16 protein-coding genes and 1 pseudogene are annotated in these 19,152 nt (G+C 36.5%); all 17 read left to right on the forward strand.

Annotated features, from left to right (window positions below):
• Positions 1–374 precede the first annotated feature (374 nt).
• The 17 genes and pseudogenes from HT680_RS00285 (at position 375) to rfbB (ending at position 19,103) form a co-directional block, all read left to right on the forward strand.
• Positions 375–2,336 carry a peptide ABC transporter substrate-binding protein gene (locus tag HT680_RS00285; protein WP_173257383.1) on the forward strand — a complete coding sequence of 654 codons (1,962 nt, stop codon included), beginning with the start codon at positions 375–377 and terminating at the stop codon, positions 2,334–2,336.
• 188 nt (positions 2,337–2,524) lie between these two features.
• Positions 2,525–3,970 (forward strand): LCP family protein, encoded by a 1,446-nt coding sequence (locus HT680_RS00290; protein ID WP_173257385.1) that lies wholly within the window; start codon positions 2,525–2,527, stop codon positions 3,968–3,970.
• Position 3,971: 1 nt separating this feature from the next.
• A complete protein-coding gene (gene cps4B, locus HT680_RS00295; protein ID WP_173257387.1) occupies positions 3,972–4,703 on the forward strand; it encodes a capsular polysaccharide biosynthesis protein Cps4B in 732 nt (243 codons plus the stop codon).
• 8 nt (positions 4,704–4,711) lie between these two features.
• Complete coding sequence (gene cpsC, locus HT680_RS00300) at positions 4,712–5,404, forward strand: capsular polysaccharide biosynthesis protein CpsC (protein ID WP_173258614.1); 693 nt, start codon at positions 4,712–4,714, stop codon at positions 5,402–5,404.
• Positions 5,405–5,413: 9 nt separating this feature from the next.
• Entirely contained in the window at positions 5,414–6,097 is a 684-nt protein-coding gene (locus HT680_RS00305; protein ID WP_173257389.1) for a tyrosine-protein kinase, read from the forward strand.
• Between the two features lie 21 nt (positions 6,098–6,118).
• Positions 6,119–7,486, forward strand: coding sequence for a sugar transferase (locus HT680_RS00310; protein WP_173257391.1), 1,368 nt, complete (start codon positions 6,119–6,121; stop codon positions 7,484–7,486).
• Positions 7,487–7,516: 30 nt separating this feature from the next.
• A complete protein-coding gene (locus tag HT680_RS00315; RefSeq protein WP_173257393.1) occupies positions 7,517–8,701 on the forward strand; it encodes a glycosyltransferase family 1 protein in 1,185 nt (394 codons plus the stop codon).
• A complete protein-coding gene (locus HT680_RS00320) occupies positions 8,694–9,638 on the forward strand; it encodes a glycosyltransferase family 2 protein (protein WP_000066761.1) in 945 nt (314 codons plus the stop codon). The genes HT680_RS00315 and HT680_RS00320 overlap by 8 nt, the downstream gene beginning before the upstream one ends.
• 15 nt (positions 9,639–9,653) lie before the next feature.
• On the forward strand, positions 9,654–10,700 hold the full coding sequence (locus HT680_RS00325) for a glycosyltransferase family 4 protein (RefSeq protein ID WP_084975879.1): 1,047 nt from the start codon (positions 9,654–9,656) through the stop codon (positions 10,698–10,700).
• Positions 10,684–11,904: an O-antigen polymerase gene (locus tag HT680_RS00330; protein WP_239822508.1), complete on the forward strand. Its 1,221-nt coding sequence runs from the start codon at positions 10,684–10,686 to the stop codon at positions 11,902–11,904. Before HT680_RS00325 ends, HT680_RS00330 begins: the two co-directional genes overlap by 17 nt.
• Positions 11,905–12,033: 129 nt before the next feature.
• Positions 12,034–13,191 carry a glycosyltransferase gene (locus HT680_RS00335; protein ID WP_000167409.1) on the forward strand — a complete coding sequence of 386 codons (1,158 nt, stop codon included), beginning with the start codon at positions 12,034–12,036 and terminating at the stop codon, positions 13,189–13,191.
• A complete protein-coding gene (locus HT680_RS00340) occupies positions 13,188–14,597 on the forward strand; it encodes an oligosaccharide flippase family protein (RefSeq protein WP_038806408.1) in 1,410 nt (469 codons plus the stop codon). The genes HT680_RS00335 and HT680_RS00340 overlap by 4 nt, the downstream gene beginning before the upstream one ends.
• Before the next feature lie 34 nt (positions 14,598–14,631).
• The gene (locus HT680_RS09255; RefSeq protein WP_084975878.1) at positions 14,632–15,870 is read left to right on the forward strand and encodes a nucleotide sugar dehydrogenase; all 1,239 of its coding nucleotides are present in this window, start codon (positions 14,632–14,634) and stop codon (positions 15,868–15,870) included.
• A 37-nt stretch (positions 15,871–15,907) separates the two neighbouring features.
• Positions 15,908–16,504, forward strand: a pseudogene (locus HT680_RS09260) (UDP-galactopyranose mutase).
• 76 nt (positions 16,505–16,580) lie between these two features.
• Positions 16,581–17,450, forward strand: coding sequence for a glucose-1-phosphate thymidylyltransferase RfbA (rfbA, locus tag HT680_RS00355; protein WP_084975877.1), 870 nt, complete (start codon positions 16,581–16,583; stop codon positions 17,448–17,450).
• The gene (locus tag HT680_RS00360; protein WP_173257395.1) at positions 17,451–18,047 is read left to right on the forward strand and encodes a dTDP-4-dehydrorhamnose 3,5-epimerase family protein; all 597 of its coding nucleotides are present in this window, start codon (positions 17,451–17,453) and stop codon (positions 18,045–18,047) included.
• A gap of 9 nt (positions 18,048–18,056) precedes the next feature.
• Positions 18,057–19,103, forward strand: a complete 1,047-nt coding sequence (gene rfbB / locus HT680_RS00365) for a dTDP-glucose 4,6-dehydratase (protein WP_173257397.1) — start codon at positions 18,057–18,059, stop codon at positions 19,101–19,103.
• The last annotated feature ends 49 nt before the right edge of the window (positions 19,104–19,152 follow it).

Consider the following 19,152-nt stretch of genomic DNA (forward strand, 5'->3'; position numbering starts at 1 on the left):
GACGAAGAACTGTTTCTTAAACTTATAAAAGTCACAGAAATCAAAGGAATAGCGTTTGGTGACTTTTTATAGTTTTACATTAGAATTAGGCGATCGAAGACGTTGCTAATCTTATCTGCGTTCTTTCGAAAGGTTTTGGAAACGGTTTGGAAAGCGGATGGATGCCTTGGGTTTCATCTTCTATCGGTTCGAAAGAATTTCGAAAACCAAACTAGTTACCTATTTATTTTTGCACACTCAGTGGCTAATTTTATTCTAGAGCTGTCAATGCTAGTGTAGGTTAATCATTTGCTGGAAAACCATAAACTTTACAATTTAGGATAAATTTGATAAAATATGCCTATGTTATAAAAAGTGACATAAAGGAGTGGATGATGATCAAAATGAAAAAAAGACTTATCGGGACAGGTCTTGTCTTAGCGACAGGGATTTTGCTCTCGGCATGTGGACAGTCCAATACAGATACAAGCACCTTCTCATCAACATTTAGCGCAAACCCAACGACATTTAACTATCTTTTAGACTATTATGCAGATAACACTGCCGTTATTACCAATCTCGTAGATGGTTTGTTAGAAAATGACAGCTATGGGAACCTCGTACCTGCTCTTGCGGAGGATTGGTCTGTTTCATCAGATGGTTTGACCTATACCTATAAGCTTAGAAAAGATGCCAAGTGGTATACAGCTGATGGTGAGGAATATGCTTCAGTCAAAGCTCAGGATTTTGTCACTGGGATCAAATATGCTGCGGACAATAAGGGGCAAGCCATGGATCTGATCCAAAATTCAATCAAGGGATTGAATGACTATGTGACGGGTGTGACCAATGACTTTTCAACTGTCGGTGTCAAAGCCTTGGATGATTACACAGTCGAGTACACTTTGACTCGACCAGAACCGTATTGGAATTCAAAGACAACCAATAGTATCCTTTTCCCAGTCAACGAAGAGTTCTTGAAATCAAAGGATAAAGATTTTGGTACCTTGACACCAGACAGTATCCTTTATAATGGTCCATATCTGTTAAAAGATTTCACATCAAAATCTTCGATCGAATATGTGAAGAATCCACACTATTATGACCATGATAAAGTAACCATTGAAAAAGTTAAGTTAGCTTACTTTGATGGGTCAGATCAGGAGATGACCATTCGAAACTTTGAAAGTGGTGCTTACTCGATTGCAGGAGTCTATCCAAATAGTTCGAACTATGCTAAGACAAAAGAAAAATACCAAGACAATATCGTCTATAGTTTACAAGACAAGACATCTTGGTACTTCAACTTTAACGTTAACCGTAAAGCCTATAACCATACTGCAAAAACATCAGATCAACAAAAGAACTCAACGCAAACAGCGATTTTAAATAAAAACTTCCGTCAGGCGCTTAACTTTGCTATCGATCGTACGACCTACTCTGCCCAATCTAATGGAGAAGAAGCGGCAAGTAAGACCCTTCGAAATACCCTTGTTCCCCCTACTTTTGTGCAGGTAGGCGACAAGAGCTTTGGAGAAGTAACAGCTTCTAAACTTGTAAACTATGGAACTGAGTGGTCGGGTATCAATTTGGCAGATGCTCAAGATGCTTACTTCAACAAGGAAAAGGCCCAAGCAAAATTTGCGGAAGCTAAAAAGGAATTGGAAGCCCGAGGCGTGACTTTCCCAATCCATTTGGATGTCCCAGTTGATCAAACCAATAAAAATGCAGTTTCTGGGATGAATTCGCTTAAACAGACACTTGAAACAGTACTAGGTTCTGACGATATCGTCGTTGATGTTCAACAACTTTCAACGGATGACTTTGGGAATGTCGCTTTCCTAGCACCAAACCCAGCAGCTCGTGATTACGATTTGAACTTTGATGGCTGGGTTGGTGATTACCAAGATCCGTCAACTTATCTGGATCCATTCAATGCCGAAGATGGCTTCTATCTCAAGATTTTCGGTTTAGATGCTAAGGAAGATCAAGAACTGATCAAGAGTCTAGGATTAGATAGCTATACAAAACTTCTAAAAGAAGCAGATGCTGAGAATCAAGATGTCGCTAAGCGTTATGAAAAATACGCTGAAGCTCAAGCTTGGATGATCGACAATTCTCTAGTCATGTCTGCTATGTCAAATGGTGGTACAGCCTCTGTAACTAAAGTAACTCCGTTTACACGTGCCTACTCTCTAGTGGGAATCAAGGGTGACGGAAATAACTATAAGTACATGAGATTGCAAAAAGACCCTGTTACCAAGAAACAATTTGATGAAGCCAAGGCTAAGTGGGAAGAAGAACGAAAAAAAGCCATCGAACAAAGTCAAAAAGAATTTGAAAATCATATCAAATAAAAAGTTAAATAAGGTCTCTTGTAAGGGATCTTGTTTTTGTTTGCTCAAGGTCCTAAATAATGAAAACGGTCACTTCAAAATATAGCTAAGAAAAAAGGAATGAAAACGCTGAGAATTGTGGGAATGAATGGAATTTGTCCTACTTTTGTGATATAATTACTTTAATTATTATAGTATAGGGGAGTGTCATGGCGAAACGTTCAAAGAGATCTCGCTCGGGGAAAGTAAAGCGAAGCGTTAACATAGCCTTGTTAGCTATTTATCTATTGTTGGCTGGCTTTTTATTGTTTTTGATTTTTAAATACCATATCCTTGCTTTTAGATATCTTAATCTAGTGGCAACTGCGCTAGTTCTACTAGTTGCCTTAGTAGGGCTGCTCTTGATTATCTATAAAAAAGCTGAAAAATTTACTATTTTTCTGTTGGTGCTCTCTATCCTTGTGAGCTCAGTGTCGCTCTTTGCAGTACAGCAGTTTGTTGGACTGACCAATCGTTTAAATGCGACTTCTAATTACTCAGAATATTCTATCAGTGTTGCTGTTTTAGCAGATAGTGAGGTTGGAAATGTTACGCAACTGACGAGTGTGACAGCACCGACTGGGACTGATAATGAAAACATTCAAAAACTACTAGCTGATATCAAGTCAAGTCAGAATACCGATTTGACGGTCGACCAGAGTTCGTCTTACTTGGCGGCTTACAAGAGTCTGATTGCAGGTGACACCAAGGCCATTGTCCTAAATAGTGTCTTTGAAAATATCATCGAGTCAGAGTATCCAGATTACGCATCGAAGATAAAAAAGATTTATACTAAGGGATTCACTAAAAAAGTAGAAGCTCCTAAGACGTCTAAGAATCAGTCTTTCAATATCTATGTGAGTGGAATTGATACCTATGGCCCGATTAGTTCAGTGTCGCGTTCAGACGTCAATATCCTGATGACTGTCAATCGAGATACCAAGAAAATCCTCTTGACCACAACGCCACGTGATGCCTATGTACCAATCGCAGACGGTGGAAATAATCAAAAAGATAAATTAACCCATGCGGGCATTTATGGAGTTGATTCATCCATCCACACCTTAGAAAATCTTTATGGAGTAGATATCAATTACTATGTGCGATTGAACTTCACTTCTTTCTTGAAATTGATTGATTTGTTGGGTGGGGTAGATGTTTATAATGATCAGGAATTCACAGCTCTACACGGGAAGTTCCAATTCCCTGTAGGCAATGTTCATCTTGATTCAGAACAGGCTCTCGGTTTTGTTCGCGAGCGCTACTCCCTAGCAGATGGCGATCGTGACCGCGGGCGCAATCAACAAAAGGTGATTGTGGCTATCCTTCAAAAATTAACGTCGACCGAAGCACTGAAAAATTATAGTACGATTATTGATAGCTTGCAAGATTCTATCCAAACAAACATGCCGCTTGAGACCATGATGAACTTAGTCAATGCTCAGTTGGAAAGTGGTGGAACTTACAAAGTGAATTCGCAAGACTTGAAAGGTACAGGACGGATGGATCTCCCTTCCTATGCGATGCCAGATAGTAACCTCTATATGATGGAAATTGACGACAGTAGCCTTGCATCTGTCAAAGCTGCTATTCAAGACGTGTTGGAGGGCAGATGAAATGATTGATATTCATTCGCACATTGTCTTTGATGTAGATGATGGTCCCAAGTCAAGAGAGGAAAGCAAGGCCCTCTTGACAGAAGCCTACAGGCAGGGGGTGCGAACCATTGTCTCTACCTCTCATCGTCGCAAGGGCATGTTTGAAACTCCAGAAGAGAAGATAGCAGAAAATTTTCTTCAGGTTCGGGAAATAGCTAAGGAAGTTGCGAGTGACTTGGTCATTGCTTATGGGGCGGAAATTTACTACACACCAGATGTTTTGGATAAACTGGAAAAAAAGCGGATTCCGACCCTCAATGATAGTCGTTATGCCTTGATAGAGTTTAGTATGAACACCCCTTATCGCGATATTCATAGCGCCTTGAGCAAGATCTTGATGTTGGGAATTACTCCAGTCATTGCCCACATCGAGCGCTATGATGCTCTTGAAAATAATGAAAAACGCGTTCGAGAACTGATCGATACGGGCTGTTACACGCAAGTAAATAGTTCACACATCCTCAAACCAAAACTTTTTGGAGAACGTTATAAATTCATGAAAAAAAGAGCTCAGTATTTTTTAGAGCAGGATTTGGTTCATGTCATTGCAAGTGATATGCACAATCTAGACGGTAGACCTCCTCATATGGCAGAAGCCTATGGCCTTATTGCCAAAAAATACGGAGAAGCGAAGGCTCAGGAACTTTTTATAGACAATCCTCGAAAAATTGTAATGGATCAACTAATTTAGGAGAAATGATGAAAGAACAAAATACGATAGAAATCGATGTATTTCAATTATTAAAAACCTTGTGGAAACGCAAGCTAATTATTTTATTAGTGGCACTTGTGACAGGGGCGGGAGCTTTTGCATATAGCACTTTTATTGTTAAGCCAGAATATACGAGTACCACGCGTATTTACGTAGTCAACCGTAATCAAGGAGATAAGCCGGGACTGACAAATCAGGACTTGCAGGCAGGATCTTATCTGGTAAAAGACTACCGTGAGATTATCCTTTCGCAGGATGTATTGGAAAAGGTAGCGACAAATTTGAAATTGGATATGCCAGCAAAAACGTTAGCTAGTAAAGTTCAAGTGACTGTACCAGCTGATACTCGTATCGTCTCAATCTCTGTCAAGGATAAACAACCAGAGGAAGCCAGCCGCATTGCTAATTCTCTACGAGAAGTTGCTGCAGAAAAGATCATCGCTGTAACGCGAGTATCTGATGTAACGACACTTGAAGAAGCGCGACCAGCTACGACTCCCTCTTCTCCAAATGTTCGACGCAATACCTTGTTTGGTTTTCTTGGAGGAGCCGTCGTAACAGTAATTACTGTTCTTTTGATTGAGTTACTCGATACCCGTGTGAAACGTCCTGAAGATGTCGAAGATGTACTACAAATTCCACTTCTAGGGGTCGTTCCAGATTTGGACAAAATGAAATAGGAGGAAGTTATGCCAACGTTAGAAATCTCACAGGCAAAATTGGATCTTGTAAAAAAGGCAGAGGAGTATTATAATGCTTTGTGCACGAACCTACAGTTAAGTGGAGATGATTTGAAAGTATTTTCTATCACTTCTGTGAAACCAGGAGAAGGAAAATCAACGACTTCCACTAATATCGCTTGGGCTTTTGCGCGTGCAGGTTACAAAACGCTGTTGATTGATGGAGATATTCGCAATTCTGTTATGTCAGGTGTCTTTAAAGCAAGGGATAAAATTACAGGTCTGACAGAATTTTTATCAGGAACCACAGACTTGTCACAAGGGCTTTGTGATACCAATATCGAAAATCTCTTTGTGATTCAGGCTGGCTCTGTGTCACCGAATCCGACAGCACTTCTTCAAAGTAAGAATTTCAGTACAATGCTTGAAACCTTGCGTAAATATTTTGACTACATCATCGTAGATACTGCTCCTGTCGGTGCTGTGATTGATGCGGTTATCATTACGCGAAAATGCGATGCCTCTATTTTAGTGACAGCAGCAGGTGAAACAAATCGACGAGAGATTCAAAAAGCGAAAGAACAGTTGGAACAAACTGAGAAGCCGTTTTTGGGAGTTGTGTTGAATAAATTCGATACTTCAGTATACAAACACAGTCCTTATGGAAATTATGGAGATTACGGGAAAAAATAAAAAATAGGTTGGGGGATAGAGATGAATGGAAAAGTAGTAAAGCCTTCATTGGCCATAATCCAGAGTTTTCTTGTTATTTTATTGACTTATCTGCTTAGCGCTGTGAGAGAAACGGAGATTGTTTCAACAACAGCTATTGCACTTTATATCCTCCATTATTTTGTCTTTTATATTAGTGATTATGGACAGGATTTCTTTAAAAGGGGATATTTGCTTGAACTTGTCCAGACATTGAAATATATCCTATTCTTTGCGCTAGCGATTAGTATTTCTAATTTTTTCTTAGAGGATCGATTTAGTATTTCCAGACGAGGCATGATTTACTTCCTTACATTACATGCTCTTTTAGTCTATGTGCTAAACCTATTTATCAAGTGGTATTGGAAGCGAGCTTACCCCAATTTTAAAGGAAGTAAGAAGATCCTCTTGCTCACAGCAACTTCTCGTGCCGAAAAGGTACTGGATAGATTAATAGAATCAAATGAGGTTGTTGGGGAGTTGGTAGCTGTCAGTGTTTTAGACAAACCAGATTTTCAGCATAATTCTTTAAAGGTAGTAGCAGAGGAGGAGATAGTAGACTTTGCGACTCATGAGGTGGTCGATGAAGTCTTTATCAATCTTCCAAGTGAAAAATACAATATTGGAGAGCTTATCTCTCAGTTTGAAACGATGGGAATTGATGTAACAGTCAATCTAAATGCTTTTGATCGTAGTTTGGCACGTAACAAGCAAATTCGTGAGATGGCAGGATTAAACGTTGTGACTTTTTCTACAACATTTTATAAGACTAGTCACGTGATTGCTAAGCGGATTATTGATATTATCGGTTCTCTAGTAGGGCTGATACTATGTGGTCTAGTCAGTATTGTACTGGTCCCTTTGATTCGAAAGGATGGGGGCTCTGCTATTTTTGCTCAGACGCGTATAGGAAAAAATGGCCGCCATTTCACTTTTTACAAGTTCCGCTCCATGTGTGTAGATGCTGAGGACAAAAAAAGAGAACTCATGGAACAAAATACCATGCAGGGTGGAATGTTTAAGGTGGATGATGACCCACGTATCACGAAAATTGGTCGTTTTATACGGAAGACTAGCTTGGACGAGCTGCCACAGTTTTATAATGTTCTAAAGGGAGATATGAGTTTGGTAGGTACACGACCACCAACAGTGGACGAGTATGAACACTATACCCCAGAACAAAAACGTCGCCTTAGTTTTAAACCTGGGATAACAGGCTTATGGCAGGTCAGTGGACGAAGTGAGATTAAGAATTTCGATGAAGTTGTCAAGTTAGATGTGGCCTATATAGATGATTGGACAATTTGGAAAGATATTGAAATTTTATTGAAGACAGTTAAAGTTGTATTTATGAGAGATGGAGCGAAGTGATTTTTGCCCTTCAGTCTTGTTAGGAGAGAGATGAAACAGTCAGTTTATATCATTGGTTCAAAGGGGATTCCTGCCAAGTATGGAGGATTTGAAACCTTTGTTGAAAAATTAACCGAGTATCAAAAAGACAGCAACATACAATACTATATTGCTTGTATGCGTGAGAATTCAGCTAAATCTGGTATCACGGATGACCAGTTTGAGCACAATGGAGCCATTTGCTTCAACATTGATGTGCCCAATATCGGACCGGCTCGTGCTATCGCTTACGATATTGCTGCTGTGAATAAAGCGATTGAAATAGCTAAGAAAAACAAAGATGAAGCTCCTATTTTTTACATTCTAGCTTGTCGTATCGGGCCTTTTATTTCTGGACTTAAGAAAAAAATTCGTTCGATCGGAGGCCGTTTGCTGGTAAATCCAGATGGTCATGAGTGGCTGCGGGCAAAATGGAGCCTGCCAGTTCGGAAGTATTGGAAATTTTCGGAACAGTTGATGGTCAAACATGCAGATTTATTAGTCTGTGATAGTAAAAATATCGAAAAATATATCCGAGAGGACTATAAACAGTATCAGCCCAAGACGACCTATATCGCTTATGGTACAGATACTACCCCTTCAAGTCTGAAATCAGAAGATGCCAAAGTTCGAAACTGGTATCGTGAAAAAGGAGTAAGCGAAAATGGCTATTATCTAGTGGTGGGACGATTTGTTCCCGAGAATAACTATGAATCAATGATTCGTGAATTTATGAAGTCTAATTCTAAAAAAGACTTTGTTCTCATTACAAATGTAGAACAAAATAAGTTTTACGATCAGTTGCTCAAGGATACTGGTTTTGACAAAGACCCTAGGGTCAAATTTGTCGGTACTGTCTATGACCAAGAATTACTCAAGTATATTCGCGAGAATGCTTTTGCTTATTTCCATGGACATGAAGTTGGTGGAACAAACCCATCGCTTTTAGAAGCTCTTGCATCCACAAAGCTTAATTTGTTGCTAGATGTTGGTTTTAACCGAGAAGTTGGTGAAGATGGGGCTATTTATTGGAAAAAAGATAAGTTGGCGTGTGTAATTGAGGAAGTGGAACGATTTGATAAAGGTGCGATCTCGGAATTAGACGAAAAGTCTAGCCAACGAATTGCGGATGCATTCACATGGGAAAAGATTGTGTCAGATTATGAGGAAGAGTTTGAAGGAGTAAAAAGTGAGTAACAAGCAAATTGCAATTATGATGGCAACTTATAATGGAGCTAAATACATTGGAGAACAGATAGACTCTATTCTTAGGCAAACTTATCAAGATTGGAAATTATTTATCCATGACGATTGTTCAAATGATGCTACTTTTCAAATCCTTCAGCAATACCAAGAAAAATACCCTGAAAAAATTAAGGTTATCACAGACTCCTCTGTTATAGGGGGGAGCTCAGAGAAAAATTTTGCAGCTATTCAAAAATGGGTGACGAATAATCATGATTTTTCTTATTTTATGTTTGCAGATCAAGATGATTTTTGGTTCCCAAATAAGATTGAGCGCTCACTTTATAAAATGAAAGAATCAGAAAAGGATGATTTACCTATTTTAGTTCATACTGATTTAGAAGTTGTTGATGATAATTTAAATATAATTAACGATTCTTTCTTCGAATATCGTGCCTTAGATGTAGATGTGACAGAATTGAATCGTATACTTATACAAAATAACATTACGGGTTGTACAATGTTATGGAATAGAAGTTTAAACAATCTGTTAGATTTGAATAGTAATGCAGTAGCTATGCATGATTGGTGGATAGGTTTAGTTGCTGCTAGCTTTGGGAAAATTGTTTGCCTTAAAGAACCAACAATTAAATATCGTCAACACGGTGGGAATGTTGTGGGGGCGACACAAGTCAATACTTTAGGTTTTATTATCAAGAGGTTGTTAGGAAATTCTCATGTCAAGGAAACTTTGAAGCTATCATTTGATCAAGCAGAATCATTTTTAAAAGTTTATCAGAATTCTCTAAGTAATGAGGAGATAGATATTATTCGTGAATTTATCAACATTCCACATAAGCATAAATTGGCGCGAATAAGCACTGTTATAAAAGGAGGCTATCTAAAGCAAAGTGTGGTGCAAGTAATCGGTGAGTTAATGTTTATTTAGATTTTTGGAGAAAAAATGAAAATTAATTTTATCCTTCCATTTAAGAGAATGACAGGTGGAATAAGAGTTATCTATACCTATGCAAATTACCTTATTGATCAAGGACATGATGTGGTTTGTTATGTTCCTATGATTAGTTATAGAGGTAGAAACCAGACAATTTTTTATCGGATAAAAGCTTCTTTGGGGAATACTCTAAAAAACGATAATTGGTTTGATAAGAAGTTTGATTTAAAACGGATACCAGTGGTATCAGAAAAATATATACGTGATGCAGATGTGGTAATTGCGACAGCTTGGCAAACAGCCTATGATGTCGCAAATTTCTCATCAAGCAAAGGTAACAAATTTTATTTTATTCAAGATTATGAAATCTTCAATGGAGGAAAGGAAGAGGTGGAGGCATCGTATCGCTTGCCACTTACATTAATTACTGTTACGAGGAGTTTAAAAAAAGCTATTCAAAAGTTTACAGATAAAACTATTTATGTTGTATATAATGGTCTTTCTGACAACGAGTATCTTCATACAGAAAAAATTAGTCATAAGGACCTCACTTTGATGATGATGTATCATGAAAGTGAGCATAAGAAAAGTCAAGAGGGGTTACAAATCATCGCAAAATTAAAGAAGCGATATCCTGATATGAAGATTAATATATTTGGACGCCGTATTCCAGAAAAGTTACCTGATACCTATAATGTGTTGATTAATCCTGAAAGAGGAAAAATTTTAAAGATGTATCAGGAATCGGATGTCTATCTTTTTACAAGTGAAATTGAAGCATGGGGACTACCTATTGTAGAAGCCATGGCAAATAAATGTGCAGTTGTTGGTAGAAGTCGAGGAGCTTTGTTGGAACTCTCAAATGGTCAGAATGCTATAGTTGTAGAAGAGTTATCAGAAATATATAATAAGGTAGTACATTTACAAGAGGATCGATTATTGTTGGCACAAGTTCAAAATGAAGGGTATAAAACTGTTATACCACTAAATTGGAGTAACTCTTGTTTAGAATTTGAGAAGATTATATCAGGGGTATATATTGAAAACGGTAAATAGTATAACAAATTATATTTTATTATTAGTATGGATAGTTATAATGCTCTCTCTATATACAGGAAACGGTGTTACTCCTGTTATTGTTATTTTATTTTTTTTGTCGGCATTGTATTCTTTATATCGAAAAAGCAAATTAAGTATAAATTTAAATTTTTTGTTTATATATATTTTTTTAGCCTACTATTTGTTATTAACAGTTATATTCACACAAGATTTATTGGTGATGACTTCTAAATTTATATTATTTCCAATATTTGTTTATTATATAATACCTAAAAATATAAATGGCGTTATAAGAATACTATCTATTTTTAAATCTTTCATTGGTTTTACTGCTATTTTTGGATTATATGAATATATGCAACATTTCAATCTTATGGTGAATTTTGTAAAAATAGATGCAGTTAAATGGATACAAACGATGAATTTGAATAGTTTGTATTATCCCAGTTCAATATTTCTCCACTACACCTATTTTGCATATGTTTTGTTGCTAGCTTTTATTTTGGTAATTGTTATCCCATATAAGAACCGAGTGTTAAATTTAGTTTATAAAACACTTATTGCAATTTCAATTTTTTTGACTCAATCTCGTATAGTTTGGATAGCTTTTGGGGTAATTTTAATTCTTTCGTTTATACTAAATAGACATGGGATATTGACCTATAGAAAGTTGAGTGCTATAGTACTTATTTTAATTATAGTAGTCTCTCTCTGCCTATATTTTGATGTGTTTGCGTTTATTTCTAATTATATAGGTTTAAGATTTTCTTCACTTTATCGTTATGGAATGGCTGACGGTTCTCTAGGTCAACGTATTGGAACACTTAGAAATTGGGGAAATTATTTAGACTCGGATACTATAAAGGCTATTATTGGGTCAGGATTTGGTGGTGTCAATAATTACTTGACTACTTATTCATTTTTTAATGGCTATACTACAGCTGATTCAACAGTGACAAGTTTCCTTATTGATACTGGGGTTATTGGCTTATTTATCTTTTTATTATCTATGTTTCAGATATTAGTAATAGTGGTAAAAGGAAAAGGAATTTTTAGAAAATTAGCGTTATATACTATTGTAGCTTCTTCTATAGTTAGTTTAACAATTGATTTTTGGGCAAATTATGTTATTCTTCATATATTTTACGTGGTTATTATCTGTGCATTTATAGGAATGAGATTGACTAAGCAAGAAAAATAAAATTGGATGGGGAAATTCAAGGTTGTATGATAATGTGCAGAAGGCATATGGAATAGTTGTTTTTTAGATTTTTAATTTATTTTTTAATAAATAATTTTCTGTTTTTATCTAAAATTAAGGAAGGATAATATGACAAAAAGTATCTTATATTTTTTATCTACATCTGATATATCATCGGGAGCTACCCGGTCATTGTTACGATTAGTTTCGATAGTTGAGGATTCAGACTTTAGGGTTATTATCATTTTACCAGAACATGGAAATGTGGAAGATGAGCTTGTAAACAAAGGAATTAAATACTATGTTGTAAAACAATATATTTGGAATTATTGGATAAAATATCTCAGTCATACTAAAAATATTTTTTACTATTTGAAATTGCCGTTAAAGTATTTATTAAACAGAATATCGCTTCACAAAATCAACAGAATTATAAAAAAAGAAAAAGTTGATATTATTCATATGAATACGTTGACTTCTTTTTTAGGAGCTCAGGCAGCAATCGAACAGAGAAAAATATTAATATGGCATATAAGGGAGTTTATGGAAGAGGACTTAGGAATTGAATTTTGTAATAGAAAAAAAGCAATTGATTTAATAAATAAATCAACATGTGTAATTTCTATATCTGATTCAATTTCTAAAAAGTTTTCCAACGAAGTTTTGGTTTATAAAAAAGTCATTCATAATGGTTTATCAATTGATGACTATTTTATAGATAAAGTCGCATTTCAGAACCAAAAGATTAACATTTTATCTTCAGGTAGAATTACGCCTGGAAAAGGGCAGGTTGATTTAGTTAGAGCGATAGCTAATCTTCCTGAGAGATATAAACAGATGTTTAAAGTTGATATTATAGGAATAGTTGAAAGCGAAGAATATTTTAAAGAAATAAAAGAAGTTATTTCAAATTATAAACTTGACGGTATTGAGTTTCATGGTTTTCAATCTGATCCAACTGATTTTTTCAGAAAATGTGATATCGTATGTGTGTGTTCCAAAAAAGAAGCTTTCGGTCGTATTACAGTTGAGGGAATGTTGTCTGGAGCGTTAGTTATTGGGACAAATTCAGGTGGTACAAAAGAGATAATTTCTACAGGAGAAACAGGATATCTGTATGAACCAGGAGATTATATGCAGCTTAGTGAAATTTTAAAAACTATAATAAACAATAGGAGTTCCATCTTGGAAATTGCTTTGAGAGGACAAGAGAAGGCGACATTACGTTTTTCAGATAAAAATAATGCCATGCAGATCATGCAACTATATAAGGAACTAGAAAATTGAGTAGAAGATATAATTACTTACTAAAAAATATTGGATTACTAACTTTAAGCAACTTTGGTTCTAAAATTTTAGTCTTTTTAATGGTTCCGTTATATACAAGCGTACTATCTACATCTGATTATGGAACATATGACTTATTTAATACGACAATCTCATTGCTAATTCCAATTATTTCAATTAATATTTCTGAAGGGGTTCTTCGATTTGCATTAGATGAAAAAAATGACAGTAGTATAGTATATTCAATTGGCTGGAATATTATAATAAAAGGTTTCTTAGTTGTAGTATTAGGAATTATTTTCAATAATATCTTTAATATATTCCCATTACTTAAAGAAAATTCCATAACTTTTTTATTACTTTATTTATCAACTATTGTTTATCAATTTCTTTCTTCATTTATTAGAGGTATAGATAAAGTTTCTATATTATCAATTGCTGCTATTCTCAATACGATTTCTATATTGGGGTTTAACATTCTATTTCTTATAATTATACCTCTAGGTTTGGCTGGATATTTTTGGTCTAATATATTGGGTTTGGTGCTACCTAGTTTATACTTGATATATAAGATATCTCAATATAACATTAAGTACACTAGCCTTCAGAATAAAAAGTTACAGCAAAGACTTGTTAGTTACAGTATTCCCTTAATCTTAAATTCATTAGGTTGGTGGATTAATAATGCAATAGATAGATACGTAGTTATTGCATTTTGTGGTGTAGCGGTGAATGGCATTTATTCAGTTGGTTATAAAATCCCATCAATTTTAAATATTTTTGCAAATATATTTAACCAAGCGTGGATATTATCATCTGTAAAGTCTTATCGTGATGAAGATAGCGAATATTTCTTTTCTCAAGTTTATAATAAGTATAACATGATTATGGTATTAATTTCTGGGCTACTAATTTCTTGTAGTAAAATACTTGCTAAGTTTCTATATATGAATGAATTTTATGATGCTTGGAAGTTTGTTCCGTTTTTACTAATTGCAAATGTTTTTGGAGCTATTTCAGGATTTGCTGGTGGAATTTTTTCCGCGGTTAAAGATTCAAAAATATATAGTCAGTCAACCTTAGTAGGAGCGATAGTGAATATTATTTTCACATTTGTTTTTGTATATTATTATGGAGCTATAGGTGCTGCTATTGCCACTATGATATCTTACTTTGTTGTTTGGATAATACGTGTTCATACAATGAGAAAATATATAAAGTTAAAAATTTTTATTAGAAGAGATGTATTTTCCTATGTATTGCTTATTTTTCAGTCAATAGTCTTATGGTTGGAAAATAGTTATATTCTTTATCCTATACAAGTTGTGCTATTCTTACTATTAGTTATGTTATTTTATAAAGAAATAAAGAGTATTATTGGTGAATTAAAAAAGTTTCTAACATAAGAACCATAAGTACGAGTATTGAAAGGAGAAAAATGTGAAAATAGCAGTAGCAGGTACGGGATATGTTGGTCTATCCATTGCGGTTTTATTGTCTCAGCAACATCAAGTAATGGCGGTGGACATTATTCCTGAGAAGGTCGAATTAATTAATCAAAGAAAGTCACCTATTCAAGATGACTATATAGAGAAATATCTGGCAGAAAAGGATTTAAATTTAGTGGCTACATTGGATGCAAAAGCAGCATATCAAGATGCGGATTTTGTTGTGATTGCAGCTCCAACTAACTATGATCCAAAGAAGAACTTCTTTGACACTTCTGCTGTAGAGTCTGTCATTGAAACGGTGCTTAAATATAATCCAGATGCCATCATGGTCATTAAAAGTACAGTTCCGGTTGGTTATACAGAGTCAGCTCGAAAGAAATTTCAGACTGAAAATATCTTATTTAGTCCTGAATTTTTGCGTGAGTCAAAGGCGCTTTATGATAATCTGTATCCGAGTCGAATTATTTTAGGAACAGATAAAAATAATGAGCGCTTGGTAAGTGCTGCCGAAACTTTCGCAGGACTGCTTCAAGAAGGAGCTTTAAAAGAAGATATTGATACATTGTATATGGGCTTTACAGAAGCTGAAGCAGTAAAGCTTTTTGCGAATACTTATCTTGCTCTGCGTGTTTCTTATTTTAATGAGCTGGATACTTATTCTGAGATGAAGGGGCTAGACACTCAAGCTATTATTGATGGAGTTTGTTTAGATCCACGGATTGGTTCTCACTATAACAATCCTTCCTTCGGTTATGGTGGCTATTGTCTTCCTAAAGATACCAAGCAACTTCTTGCCAACTATGAAGATATACCAGAAGAACTTATAGGAGCCATAGTACGGAGCAATTCGACACGTAAAGACTTTATTGCTGATCAGGTTCTTAAGATGGTAGATTATTATGATTATTCAGCCTATAATGTTTTCGATGAGAGAGTAGAAAAAGATATTATTATTGGCATCTATAGATTGACTATGAAGAGTAATAGCGATAATTTTCGTCAAAGCTCTATTCAAGGTATTATGAAACGTATAAAAGCTAAGGGAGTAAGAGTAGTTATTTATGAACCCACTTTAGAAAGCGGGAGTACATTTTTTGGAAGTTCCGTTATCAATGATTTAGAGGAATTCAAACGACTGAGTAATGCCATTGTTGCTAATCGCTATGATAACTCATTAGAAGATGTTAAGGAAAAAGTCTATACACGTGATATTTTTGAAAGAGATTAATTTAGTATAATAAAAATGGAAAAAATAATTGTTAGAAGTGGTCCATACTGAGAAGCAATGGGAACGCTCAGCGACAGAACTTCCTCCATTTATCATTAAACGCCTTCCAGTTCGTTTAACCTTTGATAATAATTATTTTAACAACCGTTATCAAGTGATTCCTATTGGTGGATACAATGTGATTATTGAAATTATACTTAAAGACGTAGAAGTTTAGCTAGGAGTGGATTGCTTTGACTATCGTGAAGAGCTGGAAGCATCTGCTAACAAAGTTGCTTTTACAGGAATGATTGACCAGTATTTTGATTATAAGCATGGTGAGCTAGAGTATCGCAGTTTACGTTTTAAGCACGAAGTGCTTGATGAGGAAAATCACCAAGGAAATGCTGTAGTGAACTATACAGATCGTGAGATTCCTTATACTCGTATCATTGAGCATAAAAAATTTGAGTATGGTCTGCAGCCTAAGACAGGCATCACGCGTGAATATCCAGCTGACTGGAAACGTGGAGATGAACCATATTATCCAATTAATGGTGAGAAAAATAATGCTATCTTTTCTAAATACCACGAAGAAGCTTCACAGAATGATAAGGTTATCTTCTGTGGACGTTTAGCAGATTATAAATATTAGTGGTGATTGAACGGATACTTAGTGTAGTAGAGGAAGAATTTAGTAATTAAAAACAACGAAGAAAGGTTATTCCATTATGAAAGGTATTATTCTTGCGGGTGGCTCAGGTACCCGACTGTACCCCCTTACACGCGCTGCGTCAAAACAGCTGATGCCGGTTTATGATAAACCCATGATTTACTATCCTTTGTCAACCTTGATGTTGGCCGGGATTAAGGACATTTTGATTATCTCAACACCACAAGATTTACCCCGTTTTAAGGACTTGCTCTTGGATGGCTCCGAATTTGGGATTAAGCTTTCTTATGCGGAACAGCCAAGTCCAGATGGACTTGCTCAGGCTTTTATTATCGGTGAAGAATTTATCGGTGACGATAGCGTTGCCTTGATTTTAGGCGACAATATCTACCATGGTCCTGGTCTGAGCACAATGCTTCAAAAAGCAGCCAAGAAAGAGAAAGGTGCGACTGTTTTTGGTTACCACGTTAAGGATCCAGAACGTTTTGGTGTTGTAGAATTTGATGAAAATATGAATGCTATCTCCATCGAAGAAAAACCAGAACAGCCGCGCTCTAACTATGCAGTGACAGGACTGTATTTCTATGATAACGATGTTGTCAAAATTGCCAAGAGTATCAAACCAAGTCCTCGCGGAGAATTAGAAATCACAGATGTCAACAAGGCTTACTTGGATCGTGGTGATTTGTCTGTTGAGCTTATGGGACGTGGTTTTGCTTGGTTGGATACAGGAACACATGAGAGCTTGTTAGAGGCCTCACAATATATCGAAACGGTTCAACGGATGCAAAATGTTCAGGTTGCCAATCTGGAAGAAATTGCTTATCGAATGGGTTATATCAGCCGTGAAGATGTGCTGAAGTTGGCGCAACCTCTAAAGAAAAATGAATACGGGCAGTACCTGCTCCGTTTGATTGGAGAAATCTAGATGACAGATAATTTTTTTGGAAAAACACTTGCAGTGCGTAAGATTGATGCAATTCCAGGTTTGTTAGAGTTTGATATTCCAGTTCATGGAGACAATCGTGGCTGGTTTAAGGAAAATTTCCAGAAGGAAAAGATGGTGCCACTTGGCTTTCCTGAAAGCTTCTTTGCTGAAGGGAAACTGCAAAATAACGTCAGCTTTTCTCGCAAAAATGTTCTTCGAGGCCTCCATGCTGAGCCTTGGGACAAGTACATCTCTGTTGCAGATAATGGGAAGGTTCTAGGATCATGGGTTGATTTGCGTGAGGGTGAAACTTTTGGGAATGTTTACCAGACAGAGATTGACGCTAGTAAGGGAATCTTTGTCCCTCGTGGCGTAGCCAATGGATTTCAAGTCCTATCTGATACAGTTTCTTATAGCTATCTGGTTAATGACTATTGGGCGCTTGAACTCAAACCTAAGTATGCCTTTGTTAACTACTCTGACCCAGAATTAGGAATTGAGTGGGAAAATCTGGAAGAAGCAGAGGTATCTGAAGCGGACAAACATCATCCCCTACTTAAGGACGTGAAGCCTTTGAAAAAAGAAGATTGGGAATAAGGAAGTAATATGACTAAATATAAAAATATCATCGTGACAGGTGGGGCTGGTTTTATCGGTTCTAACTTTGTCCACTATGTTTACAATAACTTTCCAGATGTGCATGTGACAGTGCTGGACAAGCTGACTTATGCAGGTAATCGTGCCAATATTGAAGAAATTTTAGGCGACCGTGTTGAGTTAGTTGTTGGAGATATTGCTGATGTAGCCTTGGTAGATAAGTTAGCAGCTGAAGCGGATGCCATTGTACACTATGCGGCAGAAAGCCACAATGACAACTCGCTCAATGACCCGAGTTCCTTTATCCACACCAACTTCATTGGAACCTACACACTTTTGGAAGCGGCTCGTAAATACGACCTTCGTTTCCACCATGTGTCAACTGACGAAGTCTATGGGGATCTCCCTCTGCGTGAAGATTTGCCAGGTCATGGAGAAGGGCCGGGTGAGAAATTTACGGCTGAAACCAAGTACAATCCAAGTTCGCCTTACTCATCGACTAAGGCAGCCTCAGATTTGATTGTCAAAGCTTGGGTGCGCTCATTTGGTGTCAAAGCGACGATTTCTAACTGTTCAAACAACTATGGTCCTTATCAGCATATTGAGAAGTTCATTCCACGACAAATCACCAATATCTTGAGCGGTATCAAGCCAAAACTCTACGGTGAAGGTAAAAACGTCCGTGACTGGATTCACACCAATGACCATTCTTCAGGTGTTTGGACGATTCTGACCAAAGGCCAAATCGGTGAAACCTACTTGATTGGTGCGGATGGTGAGAAGAACAATAAAGAAGTGCTGGAACTCATTCTCAAGGAAATGGGACAGCCAGCTGACGCTTATGATCATGTGACAGACCGTGCGGGTCACGACCTTCGCTATGCTATTGACGCTAGCAAGCTTCGCGATGAGCTAGGGTGGAAGCCAGAGTTCACCAACTTTGAAGCAGGTCTCAAAGAGACCATCAAGTGGTACACGGATAACCAAGACTGGTGGAAATCAGAAAAAGAAGCAGTCGAAGCTAACTATGCTAAGACACAACAAGTGATTAAATAAATGCAAACAAAAAAGCAAGAGAATTCAAGATCTCTTGCTTTTTATGTGT

The organism is Streptococcus sp. 5905 (assembly GCF_013276505.1).
GTDB lineage: Bacteria > Bacillota > Bacilli > Lactobacillales > Streptococcaceae > Streptococcus.